General features: G+C 42.4%; 20 protein-coding genes. 1 reads left to right on the plus strand and 19 read right to left on the minus strand.

Annotation, left to right across the window (positions count from 1 at the left end; translation table 11 throughout):
- Nucleotides 1-14: 14 nt before the first annotated feature.
- From menG to KXZ66_RS12055, 13 genes are all read right to left on the minus strand, one after another.
- Entirely contained in the window at nucleotides 15-716 is a 702-nt protein-coding gene (gene menG / locus KXZ66_RS11995; RefSeq protein WP_003230580.1) for a demethylmenaquinone methyltransferase, read from the minus strand.
- Between the two features lie 6 nt (nucleotides 717-722).
- Entirely contained in the window at nucleotides 723-1,478 is a 756-nt protein-coding gene (hepS, locus tag KXZ66_RS12000; protein WP_219144976.1) for a heptaprenyl diphosphate synthase component 1, read from the minus strand.
- A gap of 163 nt (nucleotides 1,479-1,641) precedes the next feature.
- On the minus strand, nucleotides 1,642-1,869 hold the full coding sequence (gene mtrB / locus KXZ66_RS12005) for a trp RNA-binding attenuation protein MtrB (RefSeq protein WP_003230576.1): 228 nt from the start codon (nucleotides 1,867-1,869) through the stop codon (nucleotides 1,642-1,644).
- 21 nt (nucleotides 1,870-1,890) lie between these two features.
- The gene (gene folE, locus KXZ66_RS12010) at nucleotides 1,891-2,463 is read right to left on the minus strand and encodes a GTP cyclohydrolase I FolE (RefSeq protein ID WP_003225516.1); all 573 of its coding nucleotides are present in this window, start codon (nucleotides 2,461-2,463) and stop codon (nucleotides 1,891-1,893) included.
- 187 nt (nucleotides 2,464-2,650) lie between these two features.
- Entirely contained in the window at nucleotides 2,651-2,929 is a 279-nt protein-coding gene (gene hbs / locus KXZ66_RS12015; protein ID WP_003153447.1) for a non-specific DNA-binding protein Hbs, read from the minus strand.
- A 373-nt stretch (nucleotides 2,930-3,302) separates the two neighbouring features.
- Entirely contained in the window at nucleotides 3,303-4,781 is a 1,479-nt protein-coding gene (gene spoIVA, locus KXZ66_RS12020; protein ID WP_014480131.1) for a stage IV sporulation protein A, read from the minus strand.
- Between the two features lie 180 nt (nucleotides 4,782-4,961).
- The gene (locus KXZ66_RS12025) at nucleotides 4,962-5,696 is read right to left on the minus strand and encodes a hypothetical protein (RefSeq protein ID WP_032726047.1); all 735 of its coding nucleotides are present in this window, start codon (nucleotides 5,694-5,696) and stop codon (nucleotides 4,962-4,964) included.
- Between the two features lie 21 nt (nucleotides 5,697-5,717).
- The gene (locus tag KXZ66_RS12030) at nucleotides 5,718-5,921 is read right to left on the minus strand and encodes a DUF2768 domain-containing protein (RefSeq protein WP_014480133.1); all 204 of its coding nucleotides are present in this window, start codon (nucleotides 5,919-5,921) and stop codon (nucleotides 5,718-5,720) included.
- A gap of 337 nt (nucleotides 5,922-6,258) precedes the next feature.
- The gene (locus tag KXZ66_RS12035; RefSeq protein WP_049141265.1) at nucleotides 6,259-7,296 is read right to left on the minus strand and encodes an NAD(P)H-dependent glycerol-3-phosphate dehydrogenase; all 1,038 of its coding nucleotides are present in this window, start codon (nucleotides 7,294-7,296) and stop codon (nucleotides 6,259-6,261) included.
- Between the two features lie 17 nt (nucleotides 7,297-7,313).
- On the minus strand, nucleotides 7,314-8,624 hold the full coding sequence (gene engA, locus KXZ66_RS12040; RefSeq protein ID WP_021481550.1) for a ribosome biogenesis GTPase Der: 1,311 nt from the start codon (nucleotides 8,622-8,624) through the stop codon (nucleotides 7,314-7,316).
- 153 nt (nucleotides 8,625-8,777) lie between these two features.
- The gene (locus tag KXZ66_RS12045) at nucleotides 8,778-8,972 is read right to left on the minus strand and encodes a capping complex subunit for YIEGIA (protein WP_038828580.1); all 195 of its coding nucleotides are present in this window, start codon (nucleotides 8,970-8,972) and stop codon (nucleotides 8,778-8,780) included.
- Nucleotides 8,969-9,862: a YIEGIA family protein gene (locus tag KXZ66_RS12050; RefSeq protein WP_003230562.1), complete on the minus strand. Its 894-nt coding sequence runs from the start codon at nucleotides 9,860-9,862 to the stop codon at nucleotides 8,969-8,971. Before KXZ66_RS12050 ends, KXZ66_RS12045 begins: the two co-directional genes overlap by 4 nt.
- Entirely contained in the window at nucleotides 9,859-10,458 is a 600-nt protein-coding gene (locus KXZ66_RS12055) for a YphA family membrane protein (protein WP_003230560.1), read from the minus strand. The genes KXZ66_RS12050 and KXZ66_RS12055 overlap by 4 nt, the downstream gene beginning before the upstream one ends.
- A gap of 77 nt (nucleotides 10,459-10,535) precedes the next feature.
- On the opposite strand from KXZ66_RS12055, the gene KXZ66_RS12060 reads away from it, so the two are divergent.
- Nucleotides 10,536-10,667: a YpzI family protein gene (locus tag KXZ66_RS12060; RefSeq protein WP_003225499.1), complete on the plus strand. Its 132-nt coding sequence runs from the start codon at nucleotides 10,536-10,538 to the stop codon at nucleotides 10,665-10,667.
- Between the two features lie 42 nt (nucleotides 10,668-10,709).
- Here KXZ66_RS12060 and fni read toward each other — a convergent pair whose 3' ends face one another.
- From fni to ypeB, 6 genes are all read right to left on the minus strand, one after another.
- Complete coding sequence (fni, locus tag KXZ66_RS12065; protein WP_041850191.1) at nucleotides 10,710-11,759, minus strand: type 2 isopentenyl-diphosphate Delta-isomerase; 1,050 nt, start codon at nucleotides 11,757-11,759, stop codon at nucleotides 10,710-10,712.
- 12 nt (nucleotides 11,760-11,771) lie between these two features.
- On the minus strand, nucleotides 11,772-12,920 hold the full coding sequence (rpsA, locus tag KXZ66_RS12070) for a 30S ribosomal protein S1 (protein WP_014477197.1): 1,149 nt from the start codon (nucleotides 12,918-12,920) through the stop codon (nucleotides 11,772-11,774).
- Between the two features lie 232 nt (nucleotides 12,921-13,152).
- On the minus strand, nucleotides 13,153-13,827 hold the full coding sequence (gene cmk / locus KXZ66_RS12075) for a (d)CMP kinase (RefSeq protein ID WP_041849974.1): 675 nt from the start codon (nucleotides 13,825-13,827) through the stop codon (nucleotides 13,153-13,155).
- 78 nt (nucleotides 13,828-13,905) lie between these two features.
- Nucleotides 13,906-14,082 carry a YpfB family protein gene (locus tag KXZ66_RS12080; RefSeq protein WP_021481556.1) on the minus strand — a complete coding sequence of 59 codons (177 nt, stop codon included), beginning with the start codon at nucleotides 14,080-14,082 and terminating at the stop codon, nucleotides 13,906-13,908.
- 44 nt (nucleotides 14,083-14,126) lie between these two features.
- Nucleotides 14,127-14,780 (minus strand): cyclic di-GMP receptor DgrA, encoded by a 654-nt coding sequence (dgrA, locus tag KXZ66_RS12085; RefSeq protein WP_041849975.1) that lies wholly within the window; start codon nucleotides 14,778-14,780, stop codon nucleotides 14,127-14,129.
- A 93-nt stretch (nucleotides 14,781-14,873) separates the two neighbouring features.
- Complete coding sequence (gene ypeB, locus KXZ66_RS12090) at nucleotides 14,874-16,226, minus strand: germination protein YpeB (RefSeq protein WP_029726759.1); 1,353 nt, start codon at nucleotides 16,224-16,226, stop codon at nucleotides 14,874-14,876.
- Nucleotides 16,227-16,238: the final 12 nt, after the last annotated feature.

Here is a 16,238-nt window from a genome sequence, read left to right on the forward strand (position 1 = left end):
AAACATCTGTGTTTTCATTTCCATCCGATATGCGTGGCAGCGACTCCGCCAGTAAACGAATGATATTTAACATTTTTCAGGCCCGCCTCTTCAAACAGGCCTGCCAGTTCCTTCATTCCAGGGAAATCTCTGGCTGATTCTTGAAGCCAAGAATATTCTTTATAGCTCTTCGCAAACAGTTTCCCGAAAAACGGCATAATATACTTAAAGTACATAAAGTAAGCCTGTCTGAATCCGAACATTTCCGGCTGGGACGTTTCCAGACATACCACCTGCCCACCCGGCTTCACTACACGTCTCATCTCTTTCAGTACAGTCAAGTAATCAGGGACATTGCGGAGTCCGAAGCCAATGGTGACATAATCAAATGTATCATCATCAAAAGGAAGCTCCATCGCATTTCCGTGCAGCAGTTCAATTTGGCTGAATCCGCCGTCTTTTACTTTCTGCTCGCCGACACTCAGCATATTTTCACTGAAATCCAAGCCCTTGATCTCGCCGCTTTTGCCGGCCGCTTTTGCAAGAGCGATCGTCCAGTCAGCCGTTCCGCAGCAGACATCAAGTGCTTTTGCGCCTTCTTTTACATTCATGATGCGCATCGTTTTGTCGCGCCATTTTTTATGCTGCTGAAAACTGATGACAGAGTTCATTTGGTCATAGTTTTTATATATTTTTTCAAATACTCCGTGTACGCGCTGTTCTTTTGAGTCCTGCATAATGGTTTACCCTTCTTCCACTTTCTGATGATAGGTTTGATCTTGGCTGATTGTCTTCAGACGGTTTATTAAAATGTTCTGAATAGGTGAATTTAGAGGCAGAAGTGACTCAATGCTGTTTTTCGCTTTTTTAAAACAATCTTCTAATATCCCTTCTTTTGTTTTTCCCAGCTGTATAAAACTGCCGATCACATCCAGAAATGCATCATTTCCGTTCATAAGCCGCTTAAATACAAAAAAATCACTCGACAGCTTTTTCCAGCGCGGGAGGCTGAAGTGTTCCGCCACACGATGGAATAAAGCTGATTCAACGATGCCGACACTTTCGAAAAAATCGTTTTCGTCCTTGAAAGAACGGTCATACAGACGAATTTTATGTTCGTTGATTTCTTTAATGGCTGTAGCAAGCGTCCGAATCATGTAGATATCCTTCATTTCAGATAGTAAAGAGTAGTACAGCCCGCTGAAATAATCGCCCGCGAGAACAGTCAATTGGCGGTTTTTGTTTTCGTCTCGTTTTATGACTCTAGCTGTCGTCACTTCATCATGGGTATCAAGGGCGCTTTGTACAAGCATCGCTGTTACAATATAATTTTCTCTGTCGTTGTTTTTTATGTCAGCTTCTTCAAATAAAGCATGAAAAAGAAGAAGCTTATCCTCATCAATTTTCGGCGCAGAAATATGCTTCGCTAAATAAGGATGAGACAGCTTTTGTTTTAATTTCGTGTTCAGATTGGCTAAAGTTCCGTAGATGTCTTGCAAAAATATCACCCTTGTCCCCAAATTCACATTTATTTCTTAATCTATGTATGAGTTTTATCTTTTCATTCGCTTACGCAGGTATCATTATAGCATAAAAAAAAGAAATTGGCTGTATCCTCCCGCTGTTTGCGAGCATTTGCTTTTAACAGCGGGGACAGCCAGCTTATTTTTTTTCGCTTTTCATTTCTCCGTACGCGGTTTGAATCAGTGCCTCTCCTCTGACTTTAATGGCAGAAGTATGCTCTGTAAACTGAGCGATGATCACTTCTCCCTTGTCGAGTTTTTCGGAATGGTGAAACTTTGTGTCTGTTCCTCTTGTCAGGCCGATCACATTCACTCCGTCCTCAACGGCTTTAATGACGACAAAATCACTTGAATGCTTTTGGTTCATTTATAGCACCCTCTATCTTTATTAGTCCTGGCGTTTAATATGTTCCAATACTTCTGCACGGGCAGCGGCATCATCTTTAAAAACGCCTCTGACTGCTGAAGTCACAGTTTTCGCACCCGGTTTTCTTACACCGCGCATCGTCATGCACATGTGTTCCGCTTCAACCACTACCATTACGCCATGCGGATCAAGCGTTTCTACGATGCTTTCTGCAATTGTAGAAGTGATGCGTTCCTGAAGCTGCGGGCGCTTTGCAACGGCTTCAACGGCACGTGCCAGTTTGCTGAGTCCTGTGACCTTTCCGCCTCGCGGGATATATGCAACATGTGCTTTTCCATAAAAGGGAACAAGGTGATGCTCACACATAGAATGAAACGCGATATCTTTTACAAGAACAAGCTCCTCATGGTTTTCACCGAAGATAGTCTGGAAATGTTCTTTTGGATCTTCATTCAAGCCGGAGAATACTTCGGCATACATCTTTGCGACTCTTTTCGGAGTATCAAGAAGCCCTTCTCTATTCGGGTCTTCTCCGATCGCTTCTAAAATTTGACGAACAGCTTGTTCGATTTGCTCTTTATTAACTTCTTTCATGTTCTATGTCCTCCACCAATGAATACATTTAATTTCGATTCTAGCACATATGTCCCGCTAAAAGCAAAGTGAATGCCCTGTCAGGAAGCCCATGCTCTTGAAATATGAAAAGCCCCTTAGAAAGGGGCTTTTCTGTGAAGAAATAAAGTGTATGTAAGCTAGATGCATACACGATCTATATTCACAATTATTTTCCGGCAACTGCGTCTTTAAGCGCTTTACCTGGTTTGAAAGCAGGTACTTTGCTTGCTGGAATTTCGATTTCTTCACCTGTTTGAGGGTTGCGTCCTTTACGTGCAGAACGTTCACGCACCTCGAAGTTACCAAAACCGATCAGTTGGATTTTATCACCGTTTTTAAGTGCATCTAAGATCGTATCAAAAACAGAGTCAACTGCTTTTGTAGCGTCTTTTTTAGACAATTCGCTTGCTTCAGCAACCGCATTGATAAGTTCTGTTTTGTTCATGCCTTTCACCTCCTCCCAAAAGGATACATTCAGTTCGTTTATTATCATTTCTTCACAGTTCAGTCTGATTCTAAACCTGTCTCACAAAAAAATGAGAGCAGGCAAGAGAAAGACAATTAAACGGCTTTTTAAGAAAAACTGCACTCTGAGGAATGTTTGTCCAACAAAGTGAAGAATTTCTGTATGTAGAGTAACACATATAAAAAGCCATATCAAGCATTTTAAAGCGTCAATCCCTTGCTCGTCAAGGATTTAAGGTGATTTACCGAACAAATATTCCTTTTTTTCCTTTTTTCATCCTATTCCTTGATCCTTTTCCATTATTAAGAGCAAAGAAAAAAGACCTCCCATTCTATAAAGAGGTCTACCGGTATTACAGGATGATGGCGATTAAGCCGCCAGAGCCTTCGTTTATGATTCTTTCTAATGTTTCTTTTAATTTATACCGTGCGTTTTCAGGCATTAATGACAGCTTTGCCTGAATCCCTTCTCTCACAATTGAGCTCAGCGACCTTCCGAAGATATCGGAATTCCAGATGGAGAGCGGATCATCCTCAAAGTCCTGCATTAAATAGCGTACAAGCTCTTCACTTTGTTTTTCCGTTCCAATAATCGGGGCGAATTCGCTTTCGACATCGACTTTGATCATATGGATCGACGGAGCGACAGCTTTCAGCCTCACACCGAATCGCGAGCCCTGCCTTATAATTTCCGGCTCATCGAGACTCATATCAGCTAAAGCAGGCGCTGCAATACCGTATCCCGTCTGTTTGACCATTTTTAAGGCATCAGACACTTGATCATATTCTGTTTTCGCATGGGCGAAGTCTTGCATGAGCTCAAGCAGATGGTCTCTTCCTCTGATTTCGACGCCCACAACTTCTTTTAAGATTTGATCATATAGATGATCCGGCGCGTACAAATCAATTTCTGCCACTCCTTGGCCCAGCTCAATTCCGGCTAATCCGGCACTTTCAATGAATTCAAACTCGCTGAATTGGCCGACAACCCTGTCTACGTCCCGGAGCCGTTTAATATCCTTAACCGTTTCCTTTACGGACTCCTGATAGCTTTCACGCAGCCAATGGTTTTCTTTCAGCACCATTACCCAGCTTGGGAGATTGACATTCACTTCTAGCACCGGAAACTCGTAGAGGGCCTCTCTGAGCACATTCAGCACATCTGATTCCCGCATGCTCTCTACACTCATTGCCAATACCGGGATATCATATTTTTCGCTTAAATCCTGGCGCATGGCTTCCGTTTCCGGGTGATACGGCCTGACTGAGTTGATGACCATAATAAAAGGTTTGCCAACCTCTTTCAGCTCTTCAATGACTCTTTCTTCAGCCTCTATATAGTCACTTCTGGCGATATCTCCAATGGTGCCGTCTGTCGTAATGACAACTCCGATGGTCGAGTGTTCTTGAATGACCTTTCGTGTGCCGATTTCAGCAGCCTCATGAAATGGGATCGGTTCTTCGTACCAAGGCGTATTGATCATCCGCGGCCCGTTTTCATCTTCATATCCTTTAGCGCCGGGCACTGTGTAACCTACACAATCTACTAATCTTATATTCACATCGAGTCCGTCTGACACATGAACAGACATCGCCTGATTCGGAACAAATTTAGGCTCTGTAGTCATAATGGTTTTGCCGGCTGCGCTTTGCGGCAGTTCATCCTGCGCTCGGGCCCGGTCTGCTTCGTTACTGATATTCGGGAGCACCACAAGCTCCATAAATTTTTTAATGAACGTGGATTTTCCTGTACGGACAGCACCTACGACTCCTAAGTATATATCGCCTCCTGTTCGTTCAGCGATATCCTTGAAAATATCGACCTTTTCCAAGTGATCCCCTCCCGGACTTCCTATCCTTTTCAATTTTATTAAGCTCTTTCAATCAAACACAGGACACTATATGTGTATGACGTTGTCCTATTTGAATATGACATCTTTAGAAAATTTCTCATCCTCAATCTATTAATATAAAAAAACCTTTCTCCCTATTTGTATGCAAGGGAGAAAGGTTCATTCCTTTTTCATATCATTTTCTAAAAAAACAGGTTCCTGTTTGTCATTTACCGTATATTTTACAGAAAACGCGGGGACAAAGGGGGTTTCCTCCCAAATCATATCCTGGATTTCAGTCCCGGGTTTAAACGTTTTTTTGCTTTTTTTGAGGCAAGAAGCCAGCTCAGTCCGGTAATCAGCATATATTTCTCCGTCTCCGTCAATCATAAGCGGCAAGGAATTCCCTGAGATTGGGCTTGTCACTGTAAGAGAGCTTCCATCCCCAAGCTTCTTCTCATCGAGTGTAAATAAATCGCGAGATAGCACATCCTTGTAAGGCGGATATTGATGCTCCTGACGATACATTTGGATGCGCAATTTCACATCGCGAATTTTTTCTGCCATCTTTAGATCAATTAATTTAACAGTCGGATCGTTCTCTACGTCAACAAGCACATATTGATAGTCTCCCCCGCTTTCAAATGCCGTACTTGGAGGTTCAGCTATGTATCTTGGCGCTAACCGGTTAAAGTCTATCGGATATTTTTGATATAGCGGTGTCGACATATCTTTTGTTTGAATGGGAAGCAGCCCTCCATTTGCCTTTTGAAATTCATCAACAGCAGATTGAACCTGCTTTAGCTGGTCTTGATAAGGAATGGCATGCACACTGCTTTTCCGTTCATTTGGATATAAACATCCGGATAAAAACACGACTGCCGCAAAAATGATTGCGCACTTCAGTTTACCCATACAGCACTTCCTTTTACAGCTTTATTCATTGACAGGGCCGCTAAAAACCACGACAAACACAATAATTCCAGATATGAGCATACACATGTATGCGAATGATGAAATCGTAATCTTCAAAAAACGGTTTTGGCACTTAAAGCGGCTTAAATAGATGGAAGCTACAGCCAGAAACATCAGACCCATGGACCCTAGAGCAAACCACATTTTCATCAATGCCAGATTCAATGACGTGCGCCTCCCCGATATGTATGATGTAAGCGTTATATTATATTTTAATATACAGCGCCGGAAAAGATCAACCGGATTTTCCATCCTTTGATAGAACAAAAAAACTGAAGCAAAGAGGGGGACCTTCGCTTCAGTCAACTTGACTATATTCACCTGCACGTTTAAGAAACACTCTCTTGGACTTCGATGCTATAGTATGCGACATGGCATACAGATGCATCCTCTATTGCCTAAATCGGCAAAATGTTTCAGGAGATCCCAAGACTTGGGTGTTCTTCTGTTTTTCGGGCTTTCGTTCAATTAAGATATGCGATCCATCATTTGATTGACACTTTTACTTCACTTGATTTTCAAACGTATTTACCAAATCCTCCATCTCGTGGGTTTTCCCTCTCGCCATTAAAGATTCAACAGCGGTTTCCACTTTTTGTCCGTTGAATAGGACCTGATGGAGAGCTTCTGTAATCGGCATTTTAACATCATATTTCTTCGAAAGCTGGTAAGCCGCTTTCGTCGTGCGGACGCCTTCGACTACCATTCCCATCTCTTCAAGAACATCTTCAAGCTTGTACCCTTTTCCGAGCAAATTGCCCGCACGCCAGTTTCTGGAATGAACACTTGTGCACGTCACAATCAGATCGCCTACTCCTGTCAATCCAGAGAACGTCAAGGGATTTCCGCCCATTTTCGTTCCGAGTCTCGCGATTTCGGCAAGTCCGCGTGTAATCAAAGCAGCTTTGGCATTGTCGCCGTACCCTAAACCATCTGTAATTCCTGCAGCAAGGGCAATAATATTTTTTAAAGCCCCTCCGATTTCAACTCCGATAATGTCAGGATTTGTGTACACCCGAAAATTGTGATTAATAAATAGATCCTGCACCTCTTCTGCTGCCCTCATGCTCTTTGAAGATGCAGTAACAGTTGTGGGGTGCCGCAGCCCTACCTCTTCCGCATGACTCGGGCCGGAAAGGACAACGACACCTTTTCTGACATCACTCGGGAGCTCAATTTCCATAATTTCAGAAATGCGCAGAAGTGAATCCGGCTCAATACCTTTGCTGACATGAACAAAGACTGCCTTTTTCGTTATAAAAGGGACAGCCTGTCTCAGCACTTCCCGAATTGCTTTTGTTGGAACAGCAACAATAATGAAATCCGCGTCTGAAACAGCTGTCTTCATATCCGTTGTTGCCTCTATTGATTCTGGAAGCTTGACGTTCGGCAAATAATCTTTATTTTCATGCTGATCATTGATTTGATGGATCAGATCTGCACGGTGCCCCCACATGGTTACATCGTGATGATTATCAGCTAACACTAAAGCCAGTGCTGTTCCCCAGCTCCCCGCTCCGAGCATTGTGACTTTTTTCATATTTGCTTCACACCTTTTTATTTTCTAGCTCTTGCAAATATTTTGATTGGTGTCCCCTCAAAACCGAACGCGTCTCTGATTCGGTTTTCTAAAAACCGTTCGTATGAAAAATGCATCAATTCCGGATCGTTTACAAACACAACGAAGCTTGGCGGCTTTACCGACACTTGAGTCGCATAGTAAATCTTCAAACGAGAACCGTTATGAGTCGGTGTCGGGTTCATTGCCACAGCATCCATGATGACATCATTTAAGACGTTCGTCTGAACTCGAAGTGAATGATTTTCACTTGCTTTAATAATCGCAGGCATCAGCGTATGAATCCGTTTTTTCGTTAAGGCAGACATAAATAGGATTGGCGCATAATCCAGAAATTGAAAATGATCACGAATATTTTCTTCAAATTCTTTCATTGTGCTCTCATCTTTGTCAACAGCATCCCATTTGTTTACGACGATTACGACGGCCTTGCCCGCTTCGTGTGCATAACCGGCGATACGCTTGTCCTGTTCAATAATGCCTTCTTCGCCATCCAGCACAACCGCCACGACTTCTGAGCGGTCAATCGCTTTCAGCGCCCGCAGTACACTATACTTCTCAGTCGTTTCATAGACTTTCCCTTTTTTTCGCATACCTGCAGTATCGACAATGACAAACTCCTGCTGGTTGTAAGTAAATGACGTATCAACAGCATCTCTTGTCGTTCCAGCCACGTTGCTGACAATAACGCGTTCTTCGCCGAGCATTGCGTTCACAAGTGAAGACTTTCCGACATTCGGACGTCCGATCAGACAGAATTGAACAACTTCCTCATTGTATTTCGTTTCTGGAATGTTTTTAAAATGCTCTGCAACGGCATCCAGTAAATCACCCAGTCCGAGTCCGTGTGTTCCCGAAATTGGATACGGCTCACCAAAGCCTAGCGAATAAAAATCATACATATTCGCTCTCATTTCTGTGTTATCCAGTTTATTAACCGCTAAAACAACAGGCTTTTTTGTGCGGTACAAAATTTTCGCCACTTCTTCATCAGCAGCTGTCACGCCTTCACGGCCGTTCACCATAAAAATAATCACGTCCGCTTCATCCATGGCGATTTCAGCCTGCTGGCGAATCTGCGCTAAGAACGGCTCATCACCGATATCAATACCGCCCGTATCAATCAAATTAAAATCATAATTCAGCCATTCAGCCGAGCTGTATATCCGATCCCTTGTCACGCCAGGGGTATCTTCTACTATTGAAATTCTTTCTCCCGCAATCCGGTTAAAGATTGTGGATTTTCCTACATTTGGTCTCCCGACAATGGCTACGACAGGTTTACCCATAGTACCCTTCCTTTCAATCCAGCCGCTTTCATTTTTACATAAATTTTCAACCGGTTATTAAAATCATTTCATTCACTTTTATGAAAAGAAACCCTTCAGAGGAAGGGCTTAACTCATTTATTATATCAGTTTTTACTGGGATCACAACTATTCTTAAAAATGTTTCACGATCAAATACACGTCATCTCCGATTCTGTGTGCTATTCCATCAAGGATCGCCTCAAGATTTTTAGCGAAAAGCTCCATCTCCTTTTGGTCATTGCAAAAAAAGACAGGTGCTCCCCCTGCAGCCCGGTTTGGATTTGTCGTGATTACAGACAAAATCACTTTCGTAAGAGATTCACTCATCCTATCACCTTATCCTGATTCTTGATAAATTCAGTCGGCATTCTAATCGCATTTTCCAGGGTTGGAACATTGCTAATAATTTGAACAGCCGTTTCGGGATGGTGAATTTGCGGGAGAACAAATACCGCCACTCTCCCATCATTTAAATCCCGTTTTGCAATTGGTGTCAAAGATGGCTCTCCTGAATCCCGATAAACCCCGAGCACATTGGAAACATCAAATAAAATGGCCTGACGCTGCCCTAAATTTGCTATCGTCGCTGCTGAATTAAAGTTTTTTGGCGTTAAAATAAAGCCCATGCCATGCTTTAAAATCAGTTCCTGTTTCTCTGGAAGCCCGATATTCATCATATAAATATTATCAACAAACAGTCCCGGACCGTCAAAGCGCGGCTTTATGTACTCGATGTCTACAATATCCTTCAACACACTGCCCGACATAAATTTCATGGCCAGTAAAAAACAAACGACAGCCGCTATGACAGCAGCCCAGATGGATAAAAACACATACGCAGAGGTTGTCAAAAGCGCTGTAAAGATCACAATATAATTTCTGCTTTCAAACGCAATGGCAATCCCCTCAATATATGTGCTTCCCCTTGAGACAAGTTCATACGAATCCATTTGCGTCAATGTGTTCCGCTCCATGTTTCGGACATCTCTAAATTGCGTCGCTGCCAATGTTAAAAATGTGATGGCCGTAAATTCCTCCTGCAAAAGCGCCGGCATAATAATTGCACCTAAACCAGCCGCTATCAACCCCAGCGCGATGTGAATCACTTTCCCATGAACATAGGTCGGATACTGGCGGTAATCCGTTTTCAGCATATAAAGCCTTGTCGCAATTCCGGCAATGACCCCAGCAATAATCGGATAGATGTAATCACTCATGACATTTTGGTAGCTCCTTTGTTTGATCTTTTGCTTTTCTGACCAATCTGGCTTGCGAGGTGTTCGTATTTAGATATGCCAAACAGCAATATCATCCCCGCAGAACACGCATTCAGCCATTGAAAGCCGCCGACAGCCATAGCCCCGGCCAACTTCTGGATCACAAATGAATACACCAGTTCGCCTTGGCACATCCCTAGGACAAATAAGACAAGCTGCTTCTCAAAATTCCTTTCAACAGAAGCTGTTAAAAGCACTATTAATATAACAGCAGCCCACTCAGGTTTTATGATGAACCAAACCGGGTCATATAATGCAAAAAGATAAACAAACGCATACGCGGCAACAAGCGTCAGATAGACCATGATATAACGAAAACGATACATTCCCAAATACCCGGCATAGACACATCCGCAAACGAAAAACATCAAATATGCAGCATTCAGGGAAAAATATAAAGCGATGTCATGTATGCTTAGAATAATATTAGTTAAAATAAAGACAGAGACGGCAATTCGTCTTTTCGTCTTTTCAAAAATAAATGTTGTCAGAACCCACAGAAACCACATTGACCAATAGTAATAAAATTGTTCCATTTTACTTCCTCCATATTCCCAGTATGGAGTTCAAGCACATTTTTTAAACAATCGATCTCACATTAAGGAGTATGATCATGGGAAAAGACAGACAAGAGAAAAAACTCAAAGCTTCAGGCAGAGTCGAATCAGACCGCGACCAGTCCATTCACTATGACGGAGCGACAAGCCTTGAACAAAACGGAAGATTCAAAAAGCGAAAATCATAACACAAAAAGCCCAAACCACATATGGTTTTGGGCTTTTATCATTTATCGCACACTATAGCTTGATGTATTGACCCCTCTCTCTGTGAGCCAATGATGGGTTTCACCTTTGATCACAAGGGGCGCCTTTTGTAAATCGTCAATCGTTCTGGCGCCCAGCACGGTCATAATCATCTTTAATTCCTCAAGGATCAGCTGAATCTCCTCAAGCAGTCCTTCCTCACCGCTGTCAGTCAGCGTTTTTAAAAAATGCCCTGCCATTCCGGTGCAAGAGGCCCCAAGCGCAATGGCCTTTGCCACGTCAAGTGCATCTTGCAGACCGCCAGAGGCGATCATGGTGCTTGCAGGAAACTCGGAGCGGATTTCCGCCAAACTTGCAGCTGTCGAAATGCCCCACGAGTTAAAAAAGGAGATTTGCCGCTGTCTTCGGAGATTTTCGATTTTCGAGAAATTTGTTCCCCCGTAACCGCCAATGTCAACAGCTGCAGCACCAGCTTCATACAGCTTTCCTGCTGATTCTTTGCTCATACCGAATCCGACTTCTTTCACAATGACTGGTACACTGACATGACTGCAAATTTGTTCAATACGTTCCAGTGCGCCGCCAAAGCTTCTGTCTCCTTCAGGCATCACAATTTCCTGAATCACATTGAGGTGGATCTGCAGCGCATTTGCTCCAATCATCTCAACGGCTTCCTTTGCCTGAGCAGCCGTTGCCTCGCTTCCCAGGTTGGCAAAAATCAGCCCGTTTGGGTTTTCCTTCCGAACGATTTCATAGGAAAGACGCTCTGATGGATCTTTTAATGCTGACATTTGCGATCCCACAGCAAGGGGAATTCCAGCCTGAGAAGCCGCTCGCGCAAGCGATTTATTAATCTCATATGTAAGTTTTCCGCCGCCGCCAGTCATTGCATTGATAAAAATCGGCGAACTGCTTGAAAGTTCGCCGATTTTTGTGGAAATATCTACTTGTTCTAATGCAAGATCGGGCAGACTGACGTGAACAAACGTAATATCATCAAGACCTGTTTCCCGCTTTTGGCCGGTGGACAGGGCATGATTGATGTGTTGTCTTTTCCGTTCTGCTCGAGTCACGTTTATCACCAATTATTTTAGTTTATTCAGCTTATCTCCGATCAAATCTCCAAGCTGGAAGCCAGTGCTTGTTTCTTCCTTCGCTTGATATTGACGGTAATCTTCCTGATCAGCTTTAGGCGTTTCTTCAAGTTCACGCATGCTTAATGAAATGCGCTCCTCATTTTCATTCACATCAAGAACCTTCACTTTTACAGTCTGTCCTTCTTCAAGAACTTCATGCGGCGTGCCGATGTGTTTATTGGAAATTTGAGAAATATGAACGAGACCTTCAACACCTGGAAGGATTTCAACAAAGGCACCGAAGCTTACAAGACGCTGTACGGTTCCTTCAAGCACATCGCCAGGCTTCACTTTTTCGCCGATTTGGCTCCAAGGTCCAGGCAGTGTATCTTTGATTGATAAAGAAATACGTTCATTATCACGGTCAACCGATAGCACTTTCACTTTTACTTCTTGTCCCTCTTCAACAACGTCAGACGGCTTCTCTACATGAGAGTGGGAAAGCTGTGAAATGTGTACAAGTCCATCGATGCCGCCGATATCAACAAACGCGCCAAAATCAGTCAGGCGCTGTACTTTGCCATCAAGTACACTTCCAACTTCAAGAGACTGAAGAAGTTCTTGTTTTTTATTCGCTTGTTCACTTTCAACAACAGCACGGTGTGAAAGGATCACGCGGTTTTTATCACGGTCAAGCTCTACAACGAGCAGTGACAGTGTTTTTCCTTTATAGTCAGTGAAGTCTTCAACGAAATGTGCTTCAACAAGTGATGCCGGAATAAAACCGCGAACGCCGATATCAACGACAAGGCCGCCTTTCACGACATCTTTCACTTCAGCTTCAAACACTTCTTTTGTTTCAAATTTTTTCTCAAGGTCTTCCCAAGCGCGGTCTGCATCAACAGCACGTTTAGATAAAATCAAAGCATCGTCTTCCACTTTTGTTACTTTCAGGTCAAGCTCGTCGTCTACTTTAACAACATCCGATGCTTTCTCTACATGAAGACTTGATAATTCACTGATTGGAATAATACCGGATTGTTTGACATTGATAATTTCTACATCTACATGTTTGTCTTCTACCTTTGTCACAATCCCTTTAACTACATCTCCAACCTCTGGCACTTGAACATCAATTTGATTCATTTCCTCTGTCATTTGAATAACCTCCTTGGTCCAAACCTACACAGCTTAATTAAAACGGTTTGAAAGCTGAACATATAACATGCCCGCTTTTAGCCGAATATGTATTAAAGAATCATCCAAAAAAGTTTTTTGAATGATCAATAAAAAGTTTTATTAGTATTAACTTCTAATAAAAGGACAGGTTTGTCAAGCAATAACATTCTATCTTCGTTGAAAAATTCAAAAAAAGTGGCATTTGCCATCCTCAGCGGGACTTTTGCTCCACAGCCTCGAGGATTTTATCAGCTACCTCTTGAATGGAAAGCGATGTCGTGTCGATTTCAATAGCGTCTTCTGCTTTACGCAGCGGAGATACTTCGCGCTCTGAATCAAGCTTGTCTCTTCTTGCAATTTCCTCAATTAATGTTTCGTAGTTGACATCAAAGCCTTTTTTCACATTTTCTTCATAACGGCGTTTCGCTCTCTCTTCAACAGATGCCAAAAGAAAGATTTTTACTTCTGCATTTGGCAGCACATGCGTCCCGATGTCACGACCATCCATGACGACGCCGCCTTTTTCCCCAAGCTGCTGCTGGCGTTTCACCATTTCTTCTCTGACACTTCTGTGCTTGGCCGCAATTGAAACTTGGTTGCTGACTTCATCTGTTCTGATCGCATCAGTTACATCGGTGCCGTTTACAAGCACTTTTTGTCCATCTTTTGTTGTAATCAGCTCAATGTCTGTCCGCTTTAGCAGCTCAGCCAGTTTTTCTTCATTTGTCAGCTCAACGTTTTCTTGTAAAGCCGCGTACGTAATCGCTCGATACATTGCTCCTGTATCAATATATATGTACGATTTTTTCTCAGCCACAATTTTGGCAACGGTGCTTTTCCCTGCAGCTGCCGGGCCGTCAATTGCAATCGATAATTTCTTTTCCATAATTCCTCTCCTTGCTCTTTTCTCCTCTATGGATTGTATCACGAACTTTATGAAAAAGGGTGAAAAATTGATGAATAATTAATGTTTGAAGGTTTCAATCTTATTGTCCCCCTCCATGTTATCCACCCCTTCATATTGAATCACTTTTGATACGTATGGTTCAATATGCTGATAGTGAAAAAGAAATTGGACACCAAATAAAATGATGGCCTGAATGAACAATAATTTGATCAGCAGCCGTTCAAATGTTTTCATTGGAGCACCTCCATTACAAATAGTATGGAAGTGTTTGCCGATGTTTATTCCATTCGGGCCTTTCTTCTCTTATTTAACTGGCGCCTGATGCAGTATTGAAGCAAAGCCTGCTGGTCACCTGCTGCAATTTCTGAATACTCTAAAGTCATTTTGCGTTTTCCTGACTTGGGGTCATTAAAGATTCGTTTGACAACTGCTTCTGTTTCTATTTGACGTGTGTGCTCCTCTTCAGGAAGACGGATGATCAGGCGCAATGATTCCCCCGATTGAAAAGAAAGGCCATCATTTAAAACCACGGCGATGCCGCCTGCACTGATGTTATAGGATAGTGTGCGGAACTCTTCTTCATTTCCCGGCTGAATTTGCACATCTAATACCGCATCAGTTCTTACATATTGGCGGCGCTGGATTCTTTTCATTTTTTCACGGGGAGGCATTTCAAGACAGATCATTTGAAGTTTGTCCTTCACTTTACCTTTTATACGGCTTATAAAGCGATAAGGAACTTCGTCTTTTCCCACAAACTCTACCGTTACTTCCATATCGTTATGTAAAATCACAGTTCGCCCTGTAACTACATCAACAGGATACGCGATCAAAAGTTCATTGTTTTCAATGCTGACCGCCTTGCTTTTTGCCTTTTTCAATTCATTTTCTTCTATATATTCTAAAAGTACATTTTCTCCAATCTCTATCATTGACTTCACTCTTTCGCATTCAATATACTCACGTTTTTATTAAAGCACGTAATGAAAAAAAGGAAAAGACATTTAGTCCTTTCCTCCTGTTTTTTATAGGTCTTTATATATAGGTTCTGCATTTTTTAGTTTTTCAACCTTTTCTTCCGACCCGTCTTTGGCATTGATATACATTCTGAATGTGTCATTTTCAATTGTCCCAAGCATTTCGTAGCATAACACTTCTTGACCTAGTTCATTTGTAATCAAAGCGAGCCTTGTTTCTCTCACTTGTACATTTTTATTTAATTTAGACTTTGCCTCTGCTTCAGTAATTGCAGGCTTAGGTATGGTTCTTTTTCTGTGAGATGTGAGGAAGTCTCTTGCTGAAAAGCCGACAACTTCACCGTCATCCAAGGCCACTTTCATACGAATTGCCTCTGGGTACATCCGGACTTTATTTTCAACAGGAACATATGAAAATACACCGATTTTATCATATTGGGCACTTTCATCAATTTCCAAATCATCTGTTTCAAATCCGTTTTTCTTTAAAAATGCAAGCGCTCGGTTCGATCCGTCATTCAAACTGATTTTCTGATCTTTCACTTCTCTGTTTTGGATCAAATATACCGGATGCCCGCCCTTCTTCGTAATATCCATATAAATCACTGCTTTATGGTCTGGGTCTTTCATGCTGATGCTATATACATCGCGATTTGTTTTTTTTCCGCTCTTTACCACTTTAATTGAATAATTGTCATCTGGGGCAAAGCGCTCAGCAATTTGTTTTGCTTCCTGTTCGGAAATTTGTTTTCCCTTCAGATGGCTGAAGCCTTTCTCTTCTTTTTTCGTGCTGGTGAAACTCGGGCCAAGATCAGTGCCAGTGGAGAATGCACCAACATTTTTTTCGACTGTTTTAAAGCTGTTGATAATCGTATTATCACTTTGTTTTTCGTCAGAAGCCAGGGCCATTTCTACGTCCATCCAGCGAAGGTTTTTGCTCATGACAAGGTGCTGAACATGACGCAATTCGTTTTGTATATCTTCGGACTGCTGATATAGCTTATTTAGTGATGTATACTCGTTTTTATCAAGCGGCTTTTGGTCCAAATCTCTGACTGACGTTTTATAGCTGAAATCGCCGATCTTTGATAATAGCTCTTCAGTTTTATTAAACGGCATTAATGTAAGCGGCAGCTGACTGACACTGTTATGAGCTTCTGATGTAATCCTCCACACATCGATCAATGCAGGCGACAGTGATTTTTGGCTGTTCATGGCAAGTGTTGTTCCGATTTTATCATGAAGCTGATCCATCTGATAGGTAAGCTCATGAAACGCCCGCTGATAGTTATTTTCAGCATGAAGAAGAACTGCGTCTTTTTCCTGGTGTTCTTTGTATCCCCAGTAGCCTGTACCGACTATTGCAATACCAAGCACGGCGATTAAAATTCCTCTGATCATTTATCACACCTC

This window comes from Bacillus sp. LJBS17 (assembly GCF_019334685.1).
GTDB classification, from domain to species: domain Bacteria; phylum Bacillota; class Bacilli; order Bacillales; family Bacillaceae; genus Bacillus; species Bacillus subtilis.